Raw genomic sequence first — 19,398 nt, forward strand, 5'->3', positions numbered from 1 at the left:
CAGGCGAAGCCCCCACCGGAGGACCTCCCCGTCATGACCACGACCATCCCGGACCCGACCGGCCAGGCCGCCCACACCGGCCGCCGGGTCTCGCCCGTCCTCGACCTCGACGCCATCCTCGACGACGAGGGCACCCGCATCGTGGTGTGCTGCGGCTCCGGCGGGGTGGGCAAGACGACGACGGCGGCGGCGCTGGCGCTGCGGGCCGCCGAGCGGGGGCGTCGCGTCGTGGTGCTCACCGTCGACCCGGCGCGCCGCCTGGCGCAGTCCATGGGGCTCACCGAGCTGGACAACACCCCGCGGCCGGTCGCCGGCGTCAAGGGGACGGGCGAGCTGCACGCCATGATGCTCGACATGAAGCGGACCTTCGACGAGATCATCGAGGCGCACGCCGACCCCGAGCGCGCCCGGCAGATCCTCACGAACCCCTTCTACCAGTCGCTGTCGTCCAGCTTCTCCGGCACGCAGGAGTACATGGCCATGGAGAAGCTCGGCCAGCTGCGCCGCTCGGACGAATGGGACCTGATCATCGTCGACACGCCCCCGTCGCGGTCCGCGCTGGACTTCCTCGACGCCCCCGAGCGGCTCGGCCGCTTCCTGGACGGGCGGCTGATCCGCATCCTGACGGCTCCGGCCAAGGCCGGGGGCCGCAGCGCGTTCAAGCTGCTCAACGCCGGGTTCGGCCTGGTGGCCGGGGTGCTGACGAAGATCCTCGGCGCGCAGTTCCTCAAGGACATCCAGACGTTCGTCGCCGGGCTCGACGCCGTGTTCGGCGGGTTCCGGCAGCGTGCGGAGCAGACCTACCGCCTGCTCCAGGCCCCCGGCACCGCCTTCGTGGTCGTCGCCGCGCCCGAGCGGGACGCGATGCGGGAGGCGTCGTACTTCGTGGAACGGCTCGCGGAGGAGCGCATGCCCCTGGCGGGCCTGGTGATCAACCGGGTGCATCGATCTCCGGCGCCGGCCCTCTCGGCCGCGCGCAGTACGGCCGCCGCCGAAGATCTGGAAGCGCGTGGCGAGCACGAGCTGACCGCCGCCGTGCTGCGGCTGCACGCCGGACGGATGCAACTCGCCGCTCGCGAGCACCGGGAGCGCGACCACTTCGCCTCGGCACACCCCACCGTGCCGATCTCCGAGGTTCCCGCGATGCCGGAGGACGTCCATGACCTCGCCGGCCTGCGTCGGATCGGCGAGCTTCTGTCCTCGTGACCGGCGGGCGGACGGCGACCGTGATCGCCGTGCTCTCCCGGAAGGTCGGTTCTGACCCGGTTACGCCAGTGAGGGGCTGAACCGTCAGCCCCTCTGTCGTGTCGTCGGAGCGCGAGGCGACGCCGCCCCCCGCTCCTGAACTCAGCCGGCGATCAGCTCGTTGGTCCGCTCGTACTCCTCCTTGGCGACCTCCAGAAGGTCGCGCCAGGAGGTCACATCCGGCCGCCGCCTGAGCAGCGCCCGGCGCTCTCGCTCGGTCATGCCCCCCCAGACACCGAACTCGATGCGGTTGTCCAGCGCGTCCGCGAGGCACTCCGTACGGACCGGGCATCCTCGGCAGATGAGCTTCGCCCTGTTCTGCGCGGCACCCTGCACGAACAACGCGTCAGGATCCGCACCTCGACAGGCGGCACGGGAGGTCCAATCCGTGATCCACATTTCGACCCCACTCCCCTATAGGTGGTCAGTCGTCACTTGGCGGCCGACGGGCGCGGGCGTCGAGCCTCCTTATTCAGTTGCCGCAGAGGAGAACGTACGCAACCAGACGTTGGGACCGACAGACCCCGGGCGGGTCAATTTCCCACATGGTCATGTCAGGCCATGTGGCCGGGAATGACTAGTCATCTCCGAGCCGGGTAGCGGGCGAGTCAATGCGAAATGGACTTTGGGTACCTATTGAGTCATGGGTTCGGCATACCCTTGGACTCGTGCAAGCTCAAGGTAAAGCTCACGGGTCCGTGTTCGGGAACCTGCTGCGGCTGCTCGGAGCCGCGGTGGCCGCGGGCGTCCTGGCCGCGGCGATCGCCCTGCCCGCCGTGGGCGGTGCCGGCATGGGCGTCAAGAGCACCACTGACGTGCTCAATCTCAAACCCGAAGACCTCGAGGAGCCCCTGCTTCCCGAGAAGACGGTGATCCGCGACGCCAGCGGCGCGAAACTCGCGCAGTTCTACTACCAGAACCGCGAATCAGTGAAGCTGGACAAGGTCGCGCCCATCATGCGCCAGGCCATCATCGCCATCGAGGACTTCCGCTTCTACGAGCACGGCGCCCTCGACCTCGAAGGCTCCGTCCGCGCTCTCATGAAGAACTTCCAGTCCGGCGGCGTGGCCCAGGGCGGTTCCTCGATCACCCAGCAGTACGTCAAGCAGGTGATCTTCAACAAGGCCGAGACCGAGGAGGAGAAGGCCGCGGCCATCGCCCCGACCGTGTCGCGCAAGCTCAACGAGCTGCGGTACGCCATGGCGGTCGAGCAGCAGAACACCAAGGACCAGATCCTTGAGAAGTACCTGAACATCGCCTACTTCGGCGCCAGCTCGTACGGCATCCAGGCCGCGTCCAAGCGGTTCTTCGACAAGCCGGCCTCCGAGCTGAACCTCGAAGAGGCCGCCACGCTCGCGGGGGCCGTGCAGAACCCCAACGCGACCGACCCCAACCTCGGCAAGCAGCAGAGGGCCGCCCTGCTGGCCCGGCGCAACGTCGTCCTGGACCGCATGGCCGAGCTCGGCAAGATCACGACACAGCAGGCGATCGAGGCCAAGACCAAGAAGCTGACGTACAAGGACATCGCCATCCCCGGCGGGTGTGAGCAGAGCAAGTACCCCTACTTCTGCCTGTACGTCCAGCACGAGATCCTCAACGACCCGCAGTTCGGCAAGACCGAGAAGGCCCGCCGGGAGTTCCTCAACCGGGGCGGCCTCGTCATCAGGACGACGCTCGACACGAAGATGCAGAAGGCCGCCGAGAAGGCGATCAAGAAGTTCGTCCACGCCTCCGACAAGCCCGTCGCCGCCGAGGCCCTCATCGAGCCCGGCACCGGCGCCATCAAGGCCATGGCCGCGAGCCGCAAGTTCGGCGGCAGCAAGAAGAAGAACGAGTCGAACTACAACCTCGTCGCCGACGTCGCGCACGGCGGCGGCACCGGCTTCCAGGCCGGGTCCACGTTCAAGGCGTTCACGCTGGCCACGGCCCTGAAAGAGGGCATGCGCTACGACGACGGCATCAACTCGGGCAGCAGCTACCAGGCCGGCGGGTACAGCGACTTCAAGAACTGCAAGGGCGAGAACGTCGGCGACCCCAGCCACGTGGCCCACAACTCCGAAGGTGGCGGCGGGTTCAAGACCCTCAGAACCGGCACCTGGGGCTCGGTGAACACCTTCTTCCTCCGACTGGAGCAGAAGGTCGGGCTCTGCGACGTCGTCAAGACCGCCAAGGACCTCGGTATCAAGCGCGCCGACGGCCGCAAGCTGAGCGAGGTCGAGACCTTCACCCTCGGCGTCAACGAGATGGACCCGGTGACGGTAGCCGCCGCCTACGCCACGTTCGCCTCCCGCGGCAGCTACTGCAAGCCGATGGCGATCACCTCGATCACCGACCGCACCGGCAAGAAGACCCAGTTCAAGCCCGACTGCAAGCAGGCGCTCGACGAGAAGGTCGCCGACGCCGTCAGCGGCATCCTGTCCGGGGTCTTCACCAAGGGCACCATGTCCGGCGTCGGCGGCATCGGCCGCGACGCGGCGGGCAAGACCGGCACCACCGACGGCTCCATGACCGCCTGGTTCGCCGGGTACACCCCCGACCTGGCGGGCGCCGTCAGCCTGGGCGACCCGCGCGGCTCCTACACCCACCCGCTGCGCAACATCCGCATCGGCGGCCGCTACTACGGCGAGGTGTTCGGCGCGACGATCTCCGGGCGCATCTGGAAGGAGACGTTCCTCAAGGCGCTGAAGGGCATCGAGGCCTCGTCGTTCACGTCGCCGGACATGAGCCAGTTCGGCGGATGCAGCGGCGCCTGCGCGCCCAAGCCGCCGCGCAAGACCCACGGCGAGGACGGCGGCCCGTTCGAGGTGCCGAACGGCAACGACGGCGGCGGGGACATCCCTAACATCCCCGACATCCCCACCGGCGGCGGCGGCACCGGCATCTACCCCGTCACCCCTGGCATCGCCCGGGACTGACCCAGCCCCGGCTCCACACAGCCGAAGGGGCCCGCCACGGCCATCACACCGCGGCGGGCCCCTTCGGCTTGTGTCCCACGCCTCCAGCCCGCCTGGGACCCGTGCCCGGCCCCTCGGCCGGCGCACTGGTAGGTGGCCGTCCCTCAGCCGACGACGTCCGTCCCTCAGTCGGTGAGGCGGGCGCGGACGGCCTGAGCCCGCATCCCTCCCGCGAACGACGTCCGTCCGTCCCTCAGCCGGCCAGGTGGGCGCGGACCGCCTGGGCGACCCTGCCGCCCTCCGCGCGGCCGGCGACCTTGGGGTTGAGGACCTTCATCACCTGGCCCATCGCCTTCGGCCCCTCGGCGCCACTCTCGGCGATCGCCTCCTGGACCAGACGATCGAGCTCCTCGTCGCTGAGCTGCGCCGGCAGATACTCCTCAAGGACGCCCTGCTCGTCCTGCTCGGCCCGCGCCTGCTCGGCCCGGCCGGCCCCCGCGAAGGCCTCCGCCGCCTCCCGCCGCTTCTTGGCCTCCTTGGTCAGCACCTTGACGACCTCGTCGTCCGAGAGCTGCCTGGCCTCCTTACCCGCGACCTCCTCCGTGCTGACGGCCGCCAGAGCCATGCGGATCGTCCGCGTCCGCAGCTCGTCCCGCGCCTTCATCGCCGTAGTGAGATCGGCCTTCAGCTTGTCCTTCAAAGCACTCATGGCGACCATCTTGCCGTGAGGAGGCGGGGGCGGGTGGGCTCGGGCATCATGAAGGGGTGAGGAAAGCTGCCGCGATACCCCTGTCCCTGCTCGGTCTCGGCGTCGCCGGGCTCGGCTACGCGTCCGTCGTCGAGCGCAACTGGTTCCGGTTGCGCCGCTTCGACGTGCCGGTCCTCCCGCCGGGGCAGCGTCCGGTGCGCATTCTCCAGCTCTCCGACCTGCATCTCACGCCGGGGCGCACCCGCCTGATCAACTGGGTCCGCTCGCTGGACGCCCTCGAACCCGACCTCGTGGTGAACACCGGCGACACCATCGCCCACCCGGACGCCGTCCCGGCCTATCTGCGCGCCGTCGAGCCCCTGCTGGCACGTCCGGGCCTGTTCGTCTACGGGTCCAACGACCTGTACTCGCCGCACTTCAAGAACCCCGCCCGCTACCTGTGGCGCTCGTCCAAGGGCGACAGCCGGCGCAGCGTCCCCGACCTGCCCTGGCCGGAGCTCGGCGAGGGCATGACGGCGGCGGGCTGGCTGGACATGAACAACACCACCGCCAGCATCAAGGTGGGCGATCTGGACGTCTTCGTGGGCGGCATCCACGACTCGCACATCAACCGCGATCGCTACGACGAGATCGCGGGCCCCACCCCCGCCGAGGCCGACCTGCGCCTCGGGGTCATGCACTCCCCCGAGCCCAGCAACATGTCCCGCTTCGCCGCCGACGGCTACCAGTTGCTCCTCGCCGGTCACACCCACGGCGGCCAGCTCTGCATCCCCTTCTACGGCGCCCTGGTGACCAACTGCGGCATCGACCGCGCCCGCGTGAAGGGCCTCCACAGGCACGACTCTGCCTGGCTCCACGTCTCCGCGGGCCTCGGCACCTCCCCCTTCGCCCCCGTCCGCTTCTCCTGCCCCCCGGAGGCCACCCTGCTCACCCTCGTCCCCCGCCGCCCCGCCCGCCCCTGACCCTCCTCGATCACCCTCCAGGGTGACGCGAGCACCGCCAAAGTCCGCTAGACTCATGCGAGCACAAGCAAAACAGCCAGTGCACCGGGGTGTAGCGCAGCTTGGCAGCGCGCTTCGTTCGGGACGAAGAGGCCGTGGGTTCAAATCCCGCCACCCCGACCCAGCAGTACCAGCTCAAAGGCCGGTTCCGATCTTCGGACCCGGCCTTCTGCGTTACCGGGTGACCAGCTGAGTGCCTACCGCCCCCAGCCCACAGGTGCACTGCTGCCCGAAGATCTGATCCATGGCGACGCCGCCCGTCGCGCCGAACGTGTGATGCACCGCTTGGACAGAGCAGGGGTGCGCCGGGACTTGCGGGCCTTGGTGTCGCCTCCTGCGCGTGCCGACCGCCATACGGCCAGATGAGGCGGGACGGGCGGATTCGCGTCCGGATCACCGTGCAGGTCCACGTGATACCAGATTGACGTTCACGCGCGAGGAGATGGCCGAAAATGGCATAACTATCGTGATCTAATGACTAGGAATCCCGGATTGGTTTGGTAGTCACAGGGGCAGTGACAAGATCTATCGTATGCTCGCACGCGCGTGGCTCAACACCGATGATCAGTTCGTACCAGGCACCGAACTTTTCCGCTCGGACCGTTACTTCAGCGTCTGGGCCTACACCGTCAGTCATGGTCAACTCTTGCTTCGCACATCGACGGCCACACGCGGTGAAGGAGACCAGTCCCGAATCGACGTCCTTTTCAAGCCGGTGAGAGTGACGAAACTCCAACACGCATACCACGGCCTCGTCATCCGATGCGCCACCCAAGAGGAGGCGAGCTGGATTCACGCGGAGAACAGCGGTATCGATCAGCGGTCACGGTGCCTGATCCTGGAGAGCGCCGGCATTCGGGATTACATCGTGACCCTCGCCGTCGGCTGGGAAGAGGACATGGAGACAGCTCGGGATCCGAGCCGACTCGCGCATTTCGCCCCGGGAAGTGACCTAAGTCGCATCCTGAAGTAGGCCGAGGTGGCCGCTCGCCTACACCGATGGAGTGGTACGTCGACAGTTCAACATCTGCCTCACCGCCCGGGTCACGGGAGTCCGCAGGGCAGTTGGTCCAGCGCGAATAAGGAGACAGCTCATCAGGGCAAGGGAAATTCTGATCGGGTTATCGACGATTGTCCTCAGCGCAGGCGCTGTTGCCGCAGCAGTGGGACTGTACGGCCGAAGCCCTTCGGGTGAACGTCACCCTGTCGCCGTTACCACCAAGCACAGCGTTCCAGAGTCCACGAAGTTGTGGTTTCCACATTCCCCCGACGGGAAGGCCAGGAGCTTCGCACGGCGCACTGATGGTGGAACCTTCACGTCACCCAGGGACATCCTTATTCTGGTGAACGACCTGCGAATCAATTGCGAGGAGAGACTCCACACCACTACGAATGAATTACATACTGGACTGTGTAACACCGGCACCGCAGATGTCATATTCTATACCGTCGACCCAGGCTATAAGTTGCCCCGCTCCCTTACGCAGGACGTTCCCCGCGGCTATCGAGTCCGCGGACGTAATTGGCTTCTGGTCGCCGACGCCGACCCGCGGTTCGGTCGAGCCGTGGTGAAACATATCGGCGGGAAAGTTACAGGCGGACGACCATGAACGCCGAGGCGCCATGAAGGCGTCCTTGCCCATAGGTATCGCCGCCACCACAGGCAGCCCCCATACCAGCAACGCCTGCCCCGAACGCCGCGTCAGCGTTCTCCATGCACACCACAATCAAGCGGCACCGCTGCCGGCAGTCAGGCCGTGCGCGGGCCAGCCCTCGGAGGGCCACCCTCCGCGCCGCACGATCGGGCACGGTGCGATCAAGGGGTCCGGCTACCCTGGCGACGTGGGGTCACCACTGGGTTCGTCGACTGGGACGGTGTCGCGGACGAGCTGACCTTCGATCTCTGGCGGGCGCCGTCCCTCGAGAATCATGACGCTTCGCCTTGATGGGACGTCTGGCACCTGTTCCGGCCGGGAGTGGATGGGAAGGTGAAGGGTGAGGGGAGGAGGCGGACATGAAGGCTGAAGTCGGGGATCGGCTGGTTCTTGAGGGGACGCGGCCGGGGAGTCATCGTCGTGTCGGCGTCATCACGGGGCTGCACCATGACGACGGGTCGCCGCCGTATGACGTGCACTGGCTCGATCAGGATCATGATTGCCTGGTCTTTCCTGGGCCGGACGCCCACATCGAGCACCCGGCCACCGGGCGCCAGAGGGGCTGACGGCCGGACGTATCACCGCCGGTGGACGCACCGCCGGTCAGGGGCCGATGCGGTAGGGGCGCATCATTTCGTTGTCCTCGTGTTCGAGGACGTGGCAGTGCCAGACGAAGAGGCCGGGGCGGTCGAAGTGGGCCTTGAGGCGGGTCGTCTGGTGGGGATGGGCGATCACGGTGTCCTTGTCGCCGCGTTCCCAGGGCTCGGGAGGGCGGATGCCGTGGTCGAAGCCTCGGCGGTCGGTGACCTGGAAGGCGATCTCGTGGATGTGGACGGGGTGGGCGTCGGGGGTATGTGGATGGGACGGCCGGGGTACGGCGCACATGTCGAGACTTGGCCCGTCACCCCGCGAAGCCACCCCTCAAGGTCCAAACATGGACATATCCATCGGGCCGCCGCTTACCGGGGGGTGGGGTCGGTGGTTCTCGGGTTCACGCGGCAGTTGGTGTGGAGGTAGCGGGCCGGGCCGTCGGTGAAGTCGTAGATGGCTACGGTCTGGGGGTCTTCTCGGGGGTCGTCGGGGAGCATCAGGAAGTGGGTTTCGCTGATGGGGCGGAGTTCGTATCTCACGCGTTCTGGTTGGCGGAGGAAGGCGGCCTGCACGGGGTTCTGGACCAGGGTGAGGGCGAGGCTCCCGGCTTCGGCGCGTACCTCGTAGCGGATGCCGGGGCGCTCGTAGGCGCCTTCGTAGCGGGAGAGATCGAGGATGAGCGCCGGGTCGGGGGCCGGCAGGGCGGGGATCGTGGTCAGGTTCAGGGTGGAGAGGATCTCGTCGAACACTTTCCGGTAGAAGCCGTCGCGTGGTCCCGCGTTCGCCAGCATCGTGATGGCGGTGCCCGAGCCGGGCAGGACGCGCAGGCGGGCGTGCTGGCCGATGGTGCTGCCGTCGTGCGCGTAGACGGTCTCGCCGTGCCAGTCGCAGACGATCAGGCCGAGGGCCCATTCCGGCCCGAAGGTGTACGGGTCGGGTATCGGCACGCGGGATCGCGTCATCTCGCGGACGGCCTCCGGCGAGAGGACGCGGGTGCCGTCCGGCGCCTGTCCCTCGTTGAGGAGGACGTGCGCCATCGCGAGTACCTCCCGGGCGGTCGAGGCGATGTTGCCTCCGGGGCCGAACGAGCGGGGTAGATGGGCCACGGGTGAGAGGAGCGGGTCCTCGTCGAGGGACGGGATCAGGTATCCCGTGGCGGCCCGGTCCGGGTCCACCTGCCCCTGCCAGGTGGTCGTGGCCGTCAGGCCGAGGGGGACGAACAGGCGGTCGCGCATGACGGCGTCCCACGGTTTGCCGTCGATCACCTCCATGACGCGGGCGAGGATCGCGTAGCCGAGGGCGGCGCTGTATCCGTGGGTGTGGCCGAGCGGGTGGACCTGGTGCGCGTCGGCGATGGTGGCGACCATGCGCTCGTACACGTCCTCGCCCTCGCCGGGGTCTCCGATGTCCTCCTCGATGCCGTTCGTGTGGTTCAGCAGGTGCCGGGGGGTGACCTTGGCGCTGACCTCGGGGTCGGCGACCCGGAAACCGGGCAGGTACGTCCGCACCGGCTCGTCCAGGCCGACCTTCCCTTCGTCGACGAAGCGCATGAAGGCGAGGGCGGTCCACGTCTTGGTCATGGATCCGCACTGGTAGACGGTGTCGGTCGTCGCGGGTTCGCGCGTCTCCAGGTTCTTCAGGCCGACGGCGAAGTCGGTGACCCGCCCGTCGTGGAGGACGCCGATCGCCGCGCTCGGGATCCGGTACTCGGCGAGGAGCTCGGTCACCCGGGCGCGGACGCGCGTCAGATCCGGTTCGTCGGTCATCGGGGCGGCCGCTATCTCGGGAGGCCGACCGCGTTGGCGGCGTCGGCCTCGAAGTACTCCGTGGTGGCGAACGGGGCGGCGTACCCCTCGAAGAAGGCGCGCACGTCGTCGAGCGAGTCGTGCACGATGACGTTCACCGCCCTGGCGCCGTCGGTGCTCGCCACCGCGAGTGTCCATTTCGCCCCTTGGGGCAGACCGCCGTGCGCCTTCTTCAGGGAGCTCCAGAAGCCGTTCTCGTCGGAGATCGCGGAAATCGCCATCACGTGCATAGCCGTGTCCTTTGCGTGGTTCTGCGGGGGTGAATGCCCTGTCATGCGAAACCTCTGACATGAACTTTCCGAGCGAGAAAAGGCTACGTTGCGTTTCCATCTCCGTCAACGATAAATCGATGGGCTAGCCGCGAATACGCAGGTGAATGCATAGAATCGTTGCAACAGCATTGTCGTTCAATGCAATGCCACCGAGGGGGCGTTGCAATGTAGTGTGGCTGAACGCACCGAGGCGTTCGGACGGGAGGCGAGCGGAGTGCCCGGAAGCAGGCTGACTCATGACGACCGGCGCCGGATCTCGGCCTGGCTCGCCGAAGGGCTCGGGTACGCCGAGATCGGGCGGCGGCTCGGCAGGCCCACGTCCACGATCAGCCGCGAGGTCGCCCGCAACGCCGGCCCCGGCGACTACCTGGCCGACCACGCCCAGCAGACCGCGGGCACCCGCGCCCGCAGGCGCAGGTCCGTCCACGGCACGGAGCCGCCGCCCGGCGAACGGTCCGAGGCGGCGCGTGCCTTCGTGGAGCGGTTCGCGGGCCTGCTGGCCGGGACCGGCCTGACCCGCATGGCCTCCCGGGTGTTCGTCTGCCTGATCACCTCCGACGCCGGAAGCCTGACGGCCGCGGAGCTGGTCCGCGGCCTGCGGGTCAGCCCGGCGTCGGTGTCCAAGGCCATCGCCCACCTGGAGACGCTGGAGCTGGTCGGGCGCGAGCCCGACCAGGGCGGGCGGCGCGAGAGGTACTTCGTCGGCGACGACGTGTGGATCCGGGCGTGGCGCGCGGACACCGGGGCGCACGCGGAGGTCGCGGAGGCCGCGCGGTGGGGAGTCGAGATCTTCGGCGACGGCACGCCCGCCGGGGACCGCCTGGCACGGATGGGCGGGTTCTTCCGCCGGATCAGCGAGCAGATGGGCGGCGGCTCCAGCGGCACGACCGGGCGTGACGCGCTGACGGCGCTCGCCGCGCTGGTGTACGCCGCCCGGCCGCTCACCGTGGACGACCTGGCCGCGGCGCTGGGCTGGCCCAGGGAACGCGCCGCCGAAGCCCTGGGCACGGCGGAACACCGGCCGGACCTCACCGACCCGCTCGCGCTGCGGCGCGCCGGCCCCGGCACGTACGCCGTCACCCCCAGGGACGACCACCTGAGCCCGGCGCAACGCGCGGCGCTGCGTCCGGAGGACCACTGTTCGCCGTAGGCAAGGGCGGGCTCGTGGCCGCGGTCGTTGCCGGGGGAAGAGGCACGTCACGTACCCGTTAGCCTGACATGGTGGTGATGGAGGGCACGGCCAAGGCGCTCGCACGGGCGATCGCGGGGCCTGTTCTGCTCTTCGCCATCATCGCCGGGTTGTTCGCCATGCACGGGATTCAGCCCACTCCGGGGCCGGTGCGGATGCCCGGCGTCCTGAACCTGCACGATGGCGCGGCCATGACCTCCGACAGGGACATGAGGACCGGCGCGCATCCGCGGGCGGACGTGAACCCGCCGGCCCGCACGGACATGCCGACCAGCACGGACGTGCCCGCCGGTACGGGCATGCCCACCACCATGGACCTGTCGGCCGGCGTGGGCCTCCTGGTCGGTGGAGTGCGGGCCGGGGCGCACGGTGGCCAGATGCCCGGTCATGGGGGGCACGGGGGCGGGGAGGTGTGCCTGGCGCTGCTTCTCGCCGGGCTGTTGGTGTTCTTCGTGAGCAGGGTGCTCGGGTCCGGCCTGAGCGTCCGACCGGCTCTGAGCGGCGGGGGCGTTCCCTGGGCCGGCCCGGGGATTCTGCCGCGCGGGCCTACTCTGGCGCGGCTCTGCGTGCTTCGGCGGTGAGATGCCCCGCGGCGGCCTCGGCCGTCCACGGACAGTAACCGGATCCAAGCACGGAGTATTTCACGTGAAACGTTTCATCACCGTTCCCGCCGCCCTGCTGGCGGCCGGAGTGCTCGTCACCGGCTGCGGCGCGGGCGAGACCGGCCCCGAGTCGCAGGCGGGCGGCGGCCACATGTCGCCGATGATGTCGCCCACCAACATGCCCACCGGGATGCCGTCCGGGATGCCGTCCGGGATGCCGTCCGGCACTCCCAGCGGTACGCCGTCCCCGCCGTACTCCGGGCAGGACGTCATGTTCGCCCAGATGATGATCCCCCACCACCGGCAGGCGGTGGAGATGGCCGGGCTGGCGGCGTCGCGGGCCGCCGGTACCGAGGTCAAGCGGCTCGCCGAGCAGATCGAGGCGGCCCAGGGGCCCGAGATCGCGGCCATGAGCGGCTGGCTGGCCGGCTGGGACATGCCGGTCGCCCAGGACATGGCGTCGATGGGGCACGACATGAAGGGCATGATGTCCGACGGCGACATGCGCCGGCTCAAGGGCATGTCCGGCGCCGCCTTCGACCGGGCGTTCCTCCGCATGATGATCGAGCACCACGAGGGGGCGGTCTCCATGGCCGAGTACGAACGGACGGGCGGGAGCTTCGCGCCCGCCAAGGAGATGGCCGCGTCCATCGTCACGAGCCAGAAAGCGGAGATCGCCACGATGCGGCGGCTGCTCGACCAGAAGTAGTCCCGACGTCGTCGTGCCCTTCACGCCGGGCGGTGGTCCCGTCCATGTCCGGGGCGCGTGGTCCGCACGCGTCCCGGACGCCGTCCCTGCGAACGGACGGCCCGCGCATCGTTGGCCGTCCGGGAGCGGGCCTGAGGAGGCCGTTACAGGTCGGTGAGCGTGGTGGGTTTGCCGGCGATCGTGGTGGCCACGGCACGGTTGACGAGTGGGAGGTGGGACAGCTTGAGGGCCGCGCGACGGAGGCGGAGCCGGCCGGTGGTCGCGGGGACGAACCAGCGTGCGCCGTCGCGGGCCACCCGCTGTTTGTCGGCGATCACCGGGCGCAGGGCCTGTTCGTAGGCGCGCAGCGCGGTCTCGACGGGGCTGTCCGCGGCCAGCAGGTCGGCCAGCAGGCAGGCGCCGGCGATGCCGAGGGAAGCGCCCTGGCCGGCCAGCAGGGACACCGCGTACGCGGCGTCGCCGACCAGCGCGACCCTGCCGCGGCTCCAGGCCGGCATGTCGATCTGGGCGACCTGGTCGTAGTACACCTCGTCGGGCGGCGGGCAGGCGGCCAGGGCGCGCGGCACCACCCAGCCGAGGGTCCTGTACTCCTCCCGGAGTGCCGCACGGGGGTCGGCGGGTGGCGCGGGGTCGGCGGCGCGGTGCACCGCGAAGACGGCGACGCGCCCGTCGCGCAGGCCGTAGAAGCCCATCTGCCGGTCGACGGTGTCGGTCAGGCTGAACCGGCCCGCGACCCGCGCGTGGACGTCCGGGTCGTGGAACGTGTAGGCGGCGGTGTGGAAGCCCAGGTAGCGCAGGTGCTCCCGCTCCGGCCCGAACACCTGGGCGCGGACCCACGAGTGCACGCCGTCGGCGCCGACCAGCAGATCGGCGTCGATCACGTCCACGCCAGAGGGGGTGACGCCGTCGGCGTGGGAGCCGGCCGGACGTGTGCCGCCGCCGGTGAGGGTGAGCGTGACGCCGTCGGGACGATCGTCGATGCGGGTGATCGTGGTGGCGTACCGTACGTCGATTCCGGCGGGAAGCCCTTCGCGGAGGGCGCGTTCGAGGTCGGGGCGCGTGACGCTGGTCAGGCGGCCCCGCACGACCTTGGCGAGCTGGGCGTATGCCATACGCGAGCGCGTGCGGCCGTTGTGGTCGTGGTAGGTCATCTCGTCCACGCGGTATCCGAGCTCGCGGATGCGTGGCAGTACGCCCATGGCCTCGGCGGCGTCGTAGCCGGGGCCGAAGAAGTCGAGCATGTACCCCTCGGCGCGGGGCCCGGACGCCTTCTCCACGAGCACGACCTCGGCGCCGTGGGAGCGCAGGCGCCACGCGAGGGCGAGCCCGGCGATGCCGGCTCCGCAGACGACCACCTTCATGATCTCACCAGCCCTTCCTGAGGAAGCTCACCCGGGCGCGACGAGGCGGCGCAGCACGGCCATCAGGTCCGCGGCGTCGGGCCCGGGGCCGAGCGCGCGGTGCAGCACGATGCCGTCGATGAGGGCGATCAACGTGGCCGCGGTCGCCTCGGGCGCGGCCACCCCCTGCGCGGCGAGCCGGTCGGCCAGCCGCCGCCGGAGCCCGCCGACGACCTCGCCGAGGGCGCGGCGCAGGTCGTCGTCGCGACCGGCGGCCAGGTAGGTCTCGGCGAACAGCAGTGACGTCGGGTCGGTGCCGTCGTAGTCCCGCAGGAAACCGGCGATGAGCCCGAGCGCCTCGTCGGGCGTGCCCGCCTGGTCCAGGCCCGTGCCGAGCCGCTCGGCCAGGTCGCGGATGACGCCGAGCGCCGCCTCGGCGAGCAGGGCGCGCATCGAGGCGAAGTGGTAGTGCACCACGCCGGGCGTGACGCCCGCCCGTTCGGCGATCAGGCGGGTGCTGACCGCCGTCCAGCCGCGCTCGGCGATCAGTTCGGCGGCCACGTGGAGCAGCCGCCGACGCACCTCGCGGCCCCGATCGGCCGTGGTCGCGCGCATCCCTCACCTTTTCTGGTCGTTCGCCTTGGGCGAGTGTATTGGACGATCGCCCAAATACTAGCACCGTCCCGCCCTGTGATCGCGATCTCTTTTCGTGGTTTCCCGTGCCCGGCTACCGATCTTGGTCGGACAATCTAGGCACCTTCGTCTCACCAGAACTCATGGGAAGCGGTAGCCGGTGGCACCACACGAGCGTGTTCGTTCCGTCCTGGAGAACCGGCTGACGCAGCGGGTGATCATCGCGGTCATCATCGTGAACGCCGTCACCATCGGGTGCGAGACCAGCTCCGCCCTGATGGAGCGGGCCGGCGGCTTCCTGCACGTGGTCGACAGGGTGGCGCTGGGGATCTTCGCGCTGGAGCTGGCCGCGCGCCTGTACGCCTACCGCGGGGCGTTCTTCAAGGACCCGTGGAACTGGTTCGACGCCGTGATCGTGACGCTGGCGCTGATCCCGGCGTCCGGGCCGACGTCGATCCTGCGCGCGCTGCGCATCCTGCGCGCCCTGCGGCTGCTGTCGGTGGTGCCGAGCATGCGGCGCGTGGTGAGCGCGCTGCTGGCCGCCGTCCCGGGCATGGCCTCGATCATCGGGCTGCTGGTCCTGCTGATCTACATCGCGGCGGTGATCGCGACCAAGCTGTTCGGCGACATCGCGCCGGATCGTTTCGACGAGCTGCCCCGGTCGCTGTTCACGCTGTTCCAGATCATGACGGGCGATGACTGGGGCAACACCGCGCAGACCGTGATGGAGCACAAGCCCTGGGCGTGGATCTTCTTCATCGTCTACATCCTGATGTCCACGTTCGTGGCGCTGAACCTGTTCATCGCCGTCGTCGTGAACGCCATGAACGACGCCGAGCCGTCGCCCGCGGAGAACCGGGCCGAGGTCGAGCTGCGCGAGCTCAAGGAGGACATGGCCGTGCTCAACGCCAAGCTCGACCGGCTCCTCGCCCGGCCCAACGGGCATCAGCCCCGGTCCCGTACCCCGGCCTGACGCGAAAGGCCCGCCCACCGAAGGGGCGGGCCTTGGCCGCGGGCCGGTCAGCTCGTCAGCAGGCCGATGCCGAGCGTCAGCACACCCGCGGCGAGGCAGAGCGCGCCGATCCAGACCAGGATGATCAGGCGGTTCGGCCGGGTGACGTCGCGCCCGATGGACGAGACGAAGAAGCCGGCCGACATGAGGATCGCCGCGGCGGGCACGCCGAGCCGGGCCACCCACAGGGCGACGCCGCCAAGGCCGGTGGAGTCGACGTAGAGCTCGCAGACGAGGCTGAGGATGACGAGGACGCCGGCGTGGGCGTGCCCGGCCCGGGCGAACGCCTGCTGGAAGGGGGTCATCGGGACCTCACCGCGGACGATCCTGGTGAGGAACCAGCCGCCGAACTCGATGGTCACGATGGTGAGCAGGACGACGCCGGCGATCCACCGGGTCTCCTGGCCGAGCTGCAGGGGGGTCATGGTTCTCCTGTCGGGACATCAGTCGCAACCGATCACGCAGGCCCAGTGTCCCCCGCGGTGATCGCGGCGCGCCCGCGCCGGCGGGTGTCCCGGGGGGACTCCGGCAGGTCAGCGGGGATGACCCGGCGCTCCAGGTTCACCCGGCGGTCAGCGGCCGGCCTCCAGCGCCGACTCCGGGAGGCCGAGCATGCGGGCGAGGTCGGACAGCTCGGCCTCGAACAGCGCGCCTGAGTGGTCCCCGATGACCCGCGTCAGCCCGAGCGACTCCACGCAGACCATGCCGAACAGGCGCAGCCAGCAGCGCGTGAAGGCGACCGCGGCCTCGGACGACGGCAGGGGGATCTGCAGCCGTTCGAGCAGCCGGTCGGCCAGGGCCTCGCTCGCCGCCGGATGGATGCCGGGCACGGTGGCGGACGTGCCGTACTCGTGCCAGACGTGGAGGAAGATGTCGCCGAACAACGCACCGACCTGGGCGCGCGCCTGCCTGACCACGGCATCGTCGTCCTCGGGGGTGGCCACGACCAGGGCGAGCTGGAACTCCGGCACGTGTTCGACGGCCCAGCGCCGCAGGGCTCGGCTGGCCGCGATGAGACGGCGCGCCGTTTCTGACTTGTCCTGCTCGTCGGTGGCGGAGGCGATGTACTCGGTCAGCTCGTCGAGGATGTCGACGATGACCGCGTCCATGAGCTTGCGATGGCTGTCGAAGTAGCGGTAGATGCCCGGCGGGGTCATCCCCATCTCGCGGGCCACCGCGCGGATCGTCAGGGCCTCGGCGCCCTGGGTCGTCAGGATCTCGCGGCTCACGGCCATGAGCTCGCGCAGCGTGGCGTCGCGAACCCTCTGCCGGCGTGACGTACTGCTCATCGCGCCCCCTCCACGTGTCTGCTCCTCGTCCGGGTCCCTCGGGCACCGTAGCGAATGATCCACTCCTGTCGCGTCAAGTGTTACCGGGTGTTAACTTTTGCTGCTGCCGTTCGCGGAAGCATCTGGCCACAACCAATGTTACCGTCATTCGTGAGAGTTTCCATGAGGGAGGCAGGCGAGTGGTAGCGGCCGTTCAGGAAACCAGGCGAGAGACGGACACGCACGGGGGTGCAGCTCTGATGGACGGCGCCGAGGCGTGGACGCCCGGTTCCCCGAGCCCGCGCGAGCTGCTGGCGGCGGCGTGCCGGGAGGGCGACCAGCGGGCGTGGGGGGAGCTCATCAAGCTCTACACCCCTGTCGTGTGGTCCGTGGCCCGATCGTTCCGATTACGGGCGGCGGACTGCGAGGACGTCTGCCAGCTCGCCTGGCTGCGTGTAGTGGAGAACATCGACCGGCTGCGCGAACCGGCCAAGTTCGCGTCGTGGCTGGTCACGATAACCCGCCGTGAGGCGATCAAGCACATCGAACGGAACCGGCGGCACGTGCCCGTAGGGGACTACGCGCCGTTCGACGACCGGCCCGACGACACCGTGTCCGTGGAGGACGCCGTCATCGACCGCTGGCAGGACCCCCGGACGCTGGAGGCGTTCCGCGGCCTGGAGAAGCACCACCAAGCGTTGCTGGCCATGCTGATGCACGAGCCGGCCATGAGCTACGACGAGATCAGCGCCGCGCTGGACATGCCCCGCGGCTCCATCGGCCCCACCCGGAACCGGATCCTGCGCCGCCTGCGCGAGAGCGTCCGGCCCGAACCCGCACTCGCCGGCTGACGCGCCCCCGCGCGTCGGCACGATCCCACTCGCGCCGGCCGCCCGATCCGCTCTCCCGGTCGGGCCTTCCTCACCTCCGCGCCCACGGCGGGGGCGTTTCCCGCCCCGGACCAATGGCGCGTCCCCATGTCATATGAAGTGACCGGTTCATACCGCGGACCGGTCACTTTATCATGCCTGCGGTAAGACGCCGTTCCAGATGCGGGGGCCTATTTCCAAAGAAATCTGTCCATAGGTGTATCCAGCCCGCCCACCGGCCTCTCTTAACTAGTGAGAAGCGCAACAGGGACGGACACGGGAGGCACGGGTGACTCCGCGAGTGGCGGTCGTCGGCGGCGGGATAGCGGGTTTGTCCACCGCGTATCACCTGCGGGACGACGCGCGTGTGACATTGTTCGAGGCCGATTCCCGGCTGGGCGGCCACGCCAACACGATCGAGGTGCGCGAGGGCGAGAAGACCCTCGGTCTCGACACGGCGTTCATCGTGTACAACGAGGCGCACTATCCCATGCTGACCGAGTTCTTCCGCGAACTCGACGTGCCCACGCAGGACCACCCGGGTCGATTCTCCTTCTTCGACCTGGACCGCGGGCGCAGCTATGTGTCGGAGGATTTCGAGCTCACGGAAGAGGAGATCGGCCGGCGTTACGACGCCGATTTCACCGGCCTGTGGCGCGAGGCGCGCCGGTTCCAGACCGAGGCCCCGCGCGACTTCGTCAGGAAGCGCGCCGACATCCCCCTCGGCGAGTACCTGGACCGCAACGGCTACAGCGCCGCGTTCCGGTACGGCTTCGTGGTGCTGATCGCCACCGCCGCCTGGTCGGTGCCCGCCGAGCGGATCTGGGAGATGCCGGCGAGCACGGTCATCGCCTTCTTCTTCGCGCACGGCCACGAAGGGCTCGGCGGCCGTACCGCTCCCTGGCGCACGGTCACCGGCGGCAGCGTCTCCTACGTGCGCCGCGCGGCCGACCTGCTCACCCGCTCCGGCGCCGACCTGCGGCTCGGCTCGCCGGTCAAGCAGGTCGCGCAGGACGGCGACCAGGTCGTCGTGCACGGCCCCGGCGGGCCCGAGCGCTTCGACCACGTGGTGCTCGCCACGCACGCCGACGACGCGCTGGCCGTGCTCGCCGAGCCGACCGCGGCCCAGCGGCGGCTGGAGGTCATCCGCTACCACGGCACCCGCACCGTCCTGCACACCGACGCCTCGGTGATGCCGGCCGACCGGGAGCGGTGGCGCAGCTGGAACTACGGCCGGGTCGGCGACGGCGAGGGCCAGCGGTCGTGGGTCGTGTACTACCTCAACGAGCTGCAGCACCTGCGGGCCGGCGCCGACTATTTCGTCACGCTGGACTGCCCGCTGCCGATCCGCGAGGACGCCGTCATCCAGGAAATGGCCTACCGGCACCCCGTCTTCACCACCGAGGTGCGCGCGCTCCAGCGCGACATCCACACGATCAACAATGACGACTCCCGTATCAAGCTCGCCGGTTCCTATTTCCACTCCCGGAAGATGGGAATCGACATCATCGGCAGTCACGAATCGGCTTTCGACTCCGGCGCGGCCGCGGCAGAGGCCGTTCGCCGCACGGCGGGAATCGCCCTGGCCCGCGCCTAGGCCGCCC

20 protein-coding genes and 1 tRNA gene are annotated in these 19,398 nt (G+C 69.5%); 12 read left to right on the forward strand and 9 right to left on the reverse strand.

Annotated elements, in window-relative coordinates; translation table 11 throughout:
* The first annotated feature begins 33 nt into the window (after positions 1-33).
* Positions 34-1,206, forward strand: a complete 1,173-nt coding sequence (bagB, locus tag BJ982_RS03125) for an ATPase BagB (RefSeq protein ID WP_184876365.1) — start codon at positions 34-36, stop codon at positions 1,204-1,206.
* 141 nt (positions 1,207-1,347) lie between these two features.
* On the opposite strand, the gene BJ982_RS03130 is transcribed toward bagB, so the two are convergent.
* Positions 1,348-1,644, reverse strand: a complete 297-nt coding sequence (locus BJ982_RS03130) for a WhiB family transcriptional regulator (protein WP_114029663.1) — start codon at positions 1,642-1,644, stop codon at positions 1,348-1,350.
* Positions 1,645-1,943: 299 nt separating this feature from the next.
* Between BJ982_RS03130 and BJ982_RS03135 the strand changes: the two genes are divergently transcribed.
* Positions 1,944-4,160: a transglycosylase domain-containing protein gene (locus BJ982_RS03135; RefSeq protein WP_307784650.1), complete on the forward strand. Its 2,217-nt coding sequence runs from the start codon at positions 1,944-1,946 to the stop codon at positions 4,158-4,160.
* Positions 4,161-4,392: 232 nt separating this feature from the next.
* On the opposite strand, the gene BJ982_RS03140 is transcribed toward BJ982_RS03135, so the two are convergent.
* The gene (locus BJ982_RS03140; protein ID WP_184876368.1) at positions 4,393-4,848 is read right to left on the reverse strand and encodes a GatB/YqeY domain-containing protein; all 456 of its coding nucleotides are present in this window, start codon (positions 4,846-4,848) and stop codon (positions 4,393-4,395) included.
* A gap of 56 nt (positions 4,849-4,904) precedes the next feature.
* Here BJ982_RS03140 and BJ982_RS03145 point away from each other — a divergent pair, with 56 nt between their 5' ends.
* The 4 genes from BJ982_RS03145 (at position 4,905) to BJ982_RS03160 (ending at position 8,070) form a co-directional block, all read left to right on the forward strand.
* Positions 4,905-5,810, forward strand: coding sequence for a metallophosphoesterase (locus BJ982_RS03145; protein WP_184876370.1), 906 nt, complete (start codon positions 4,905-4,907; stop codon positions 5,808-5,810).
* Positions 5,811-5,895: 85 nt separating this feature from the next.
* Positions 5,896-5,969, forward strand: a tRNA-Pro gene (locus BJ982_RS03150).
* Positions 5,970-6,381: 412 nt separating this feature from the next.
* Positions 6,382-6,822, forward strand: coding sequence for a hypothetical protein (locus BJ982_RS03155; RefSeq protein WP_184876372.1), 441 nt, complete (start codon positions 6,382-6,384; stop codon positions 6,820-6,822).
* Between the two features lie 1,041 nt (positions 6,823-7,863).
* Positions 7,864-8,070 (forward strand): DUF1918 domain-containing protein, encoded by a 207-nt coding sequence (locus BJ982_RS03160; RefSeq protein ID WP_184876374.1) that lies wholly within the window; start codon positions 7,864-7,866, stop codon positions 8,068-8,070.
* Between the two features lie 37 nt (positions 8,071-8,107).
* On the opposite strand, the gene BJ982_RS03165 is transcribed toward BJ982_RS03160, so the two are convergent.
* From BJ982_RS03165 to BJ982_RS03175, 3 genes are all read right to left on the reverse strand, one after another.
* Positions 8,108-8,389, reverse strand: coding sequence for a multicopper oxidase domain-containing protein (locus tag BJ982_RS03165; RefSeq protein WP_184876376.1), 282 nt, complete (start codon positions 8,387-8,389; stop codon positions 8,108-8,110).
* Positions 8,390-8,463: 74 nt separating this feature from the next.
* A complete protein-coding gene (locus tag BJ982_RS03170; RefSeq protein ID WP_184876378.1) occupies positions 8,464-9,861 on the reverse strand; it encodes a serine hydrolase domain-containing protein in 1,398 nt (465 codons plus the stop codon).
* An 11-nt stretch (positions 9,862-9,872) separates the two neighbouring features.
* Positions 9,873-10,130: a hypothetical protein gene (locus tag BJ982_RS03175; RefSeq protein ID WP_184876380.1), complete on the reverse strand. Its 258-nt coding sequence runs from the start codon at positions 10,128-10,130 to the stop codon at positions 9,873-9,875.
* Between the two features lie 214 nt (positions 10,131-10,344).
* On the opposite strand from BJ982_RS03175, the gene BJ982_RS03180 reads away from it, so the two are divergent.
* From BJ982_RS03180 to BJ982_RS03190, 3 genes are all read left to right on the forward strand, one after another.
* Positions 10,345-11,322: a GbsR/MarR family transcriptional regulator gene (locus BJ982_RS03180; protein WP_239123262.1), complete on the forward strand. Its 978-nt coding sequence runs from the start codon at positions 10,345-10,347 to the stop codon at positions 11,320-11,322.
* A 68-nt stretch (positions 11,323-11,390) separates the two neighbouring features.
* On the forward strand, positions 11,391-11,942 hold the full coding sequence (locus BJ982_RS03185; protein ID WP_184876382.1) for a hypothetical protein: 552 nt from the start codon (positions 11,391-11,393) through the stop codon (positions 11,940-11,942).
* A gap of 64 nt (positions 11,943-12,006) precedes the next feature.
* Positions 12,007-12,672: a DUF305 domain-containing protein gene (locus BJ982_RS03190; RefSeq protein WP_203959269.1), complete on the forward strand. Its 666-nt coding sequence runs from the start codon at positions 12,007-12,009 to the stop codon at positions 12,670-12,672.
* Positions 12,673-12,815: 143 nt separating this feature from the next.
* On the opposite strand, the gene BJ982_RS03195 is transcribed toward BJ982_RS03190, so the two are convergent.
* Positions 12,816-14,033 (reverse strand): FAD-dependent oxidoreductase, encoded by a 1,218-nt coding sequence (locus BJ982_RS03195; protein WP_184876386.1) that lies wholly within the window; start codon positions 14,031-14,033, stop codon positions 12,816-12,818.
* A gap of 27 nt (positions 14,034-14,060) precedes the next feature.
* Entirely contained in the window at positions 14,061-14,627 is a 567-nt protein-coding gene (locus tag BJ982_RS03200; RefSeq protein ID WP_184876388.1) for a TetR/AcrR family transcriptional regulator, read from the reverse strand.
* 178 nt (positions 14,628-14,805) lie between these two features.
* Here BJ982_RS03200 and BJ982_RS03205 point away from each other — a divergent pair, with 178 nt between their 5' ends.
* Positions 14,806-15,618: an ion transporter gene (locus BJ982_RS03205; protein ID WP_184876390.1), complete on the forward strand. Its 813-nt coding sequence runs from the start codon at positions 14,806-14,808 to the stop codon at positions 15,616-15,618.
* Between the two features lie 47 nt (positions 15,619-15,665).
* On the opposite strand, the gene BJ982_RS03210 is transcribed toward BJ982_RS03205, so the two are convergent.
* Together BJ982_RS03210 and BJ982_RS03215 are read right to left on the reverse strand one after the other, a co-directional pair.
* Positions 15,666-16,082, reverse strand: a complete 417-nt coding sequence (locus BJ982_RS03210) for a hypothetical protein (protein WP_184876392.1) — start codon at positions 16,080-16,082, stop codon at positions 15,666-15,668.
* Between the two features lie 147 nt (positions 16,083-16,229).
* On the reverse strand, positions 16,230-16,946 hold the full coding sequence (locus tag BJ982_RS03215; RefSeq protein ID WP_184876395.1) for a TetR/AcrR family transcriptional regulator: 717 nt from the start codon (positions 16,944-16,946) through the stop codon (positions 16,230-16,232).
* A gap of 239 nt (positions 16,947-17,185) precedes the next feature.
* Here BJ982_RS03215 and BJ982_RS03220 point away from each other — a divergent pair, with 239 nt between their 5' ends.
* Together BJ982_RS03220 and BJ982_RS03225 are read left to right on the forward strand one after the other, a co-directional pair.
* Positions 17,186-17,776: an RNA polymerase sigma factor gene (locus BJ982_RS03220; protein WP_184876397.1), complete on the forward strand. Its 591-nt coding sequence runs from the start codon at positions 17,186-17,188 to the stop codon at positions 17,774-17,776.
* Positions 17,777-18,095: 319 nt separating this feature from the next.
* On the forward strand, positions 18,096-19,391 hold the full coding sequence (locus BJ982_RS03225; RefSeq protein WP_275411729.1) for an NAD(P)/FAD-dependent oxidoreductase: 1,296 nt from the start codon (positions 18,096-18,098) through the stop codon (positions 19,389-19,391).
* The last annotated feature ends 7 nt before the right edge of the window (positions 19,392-19,398 follow it).

It is taken from the genome of Sphaerisporangium siamense, assembly GCF_014205275.1.
Classification (GTDB): domain Bacteria; phylum Actinomycetota; class Actinomycetes; order Streptosporangiales; family Streptosporangiaceae; genus Sphaerisporangium; species Sphaerisporangium siamense.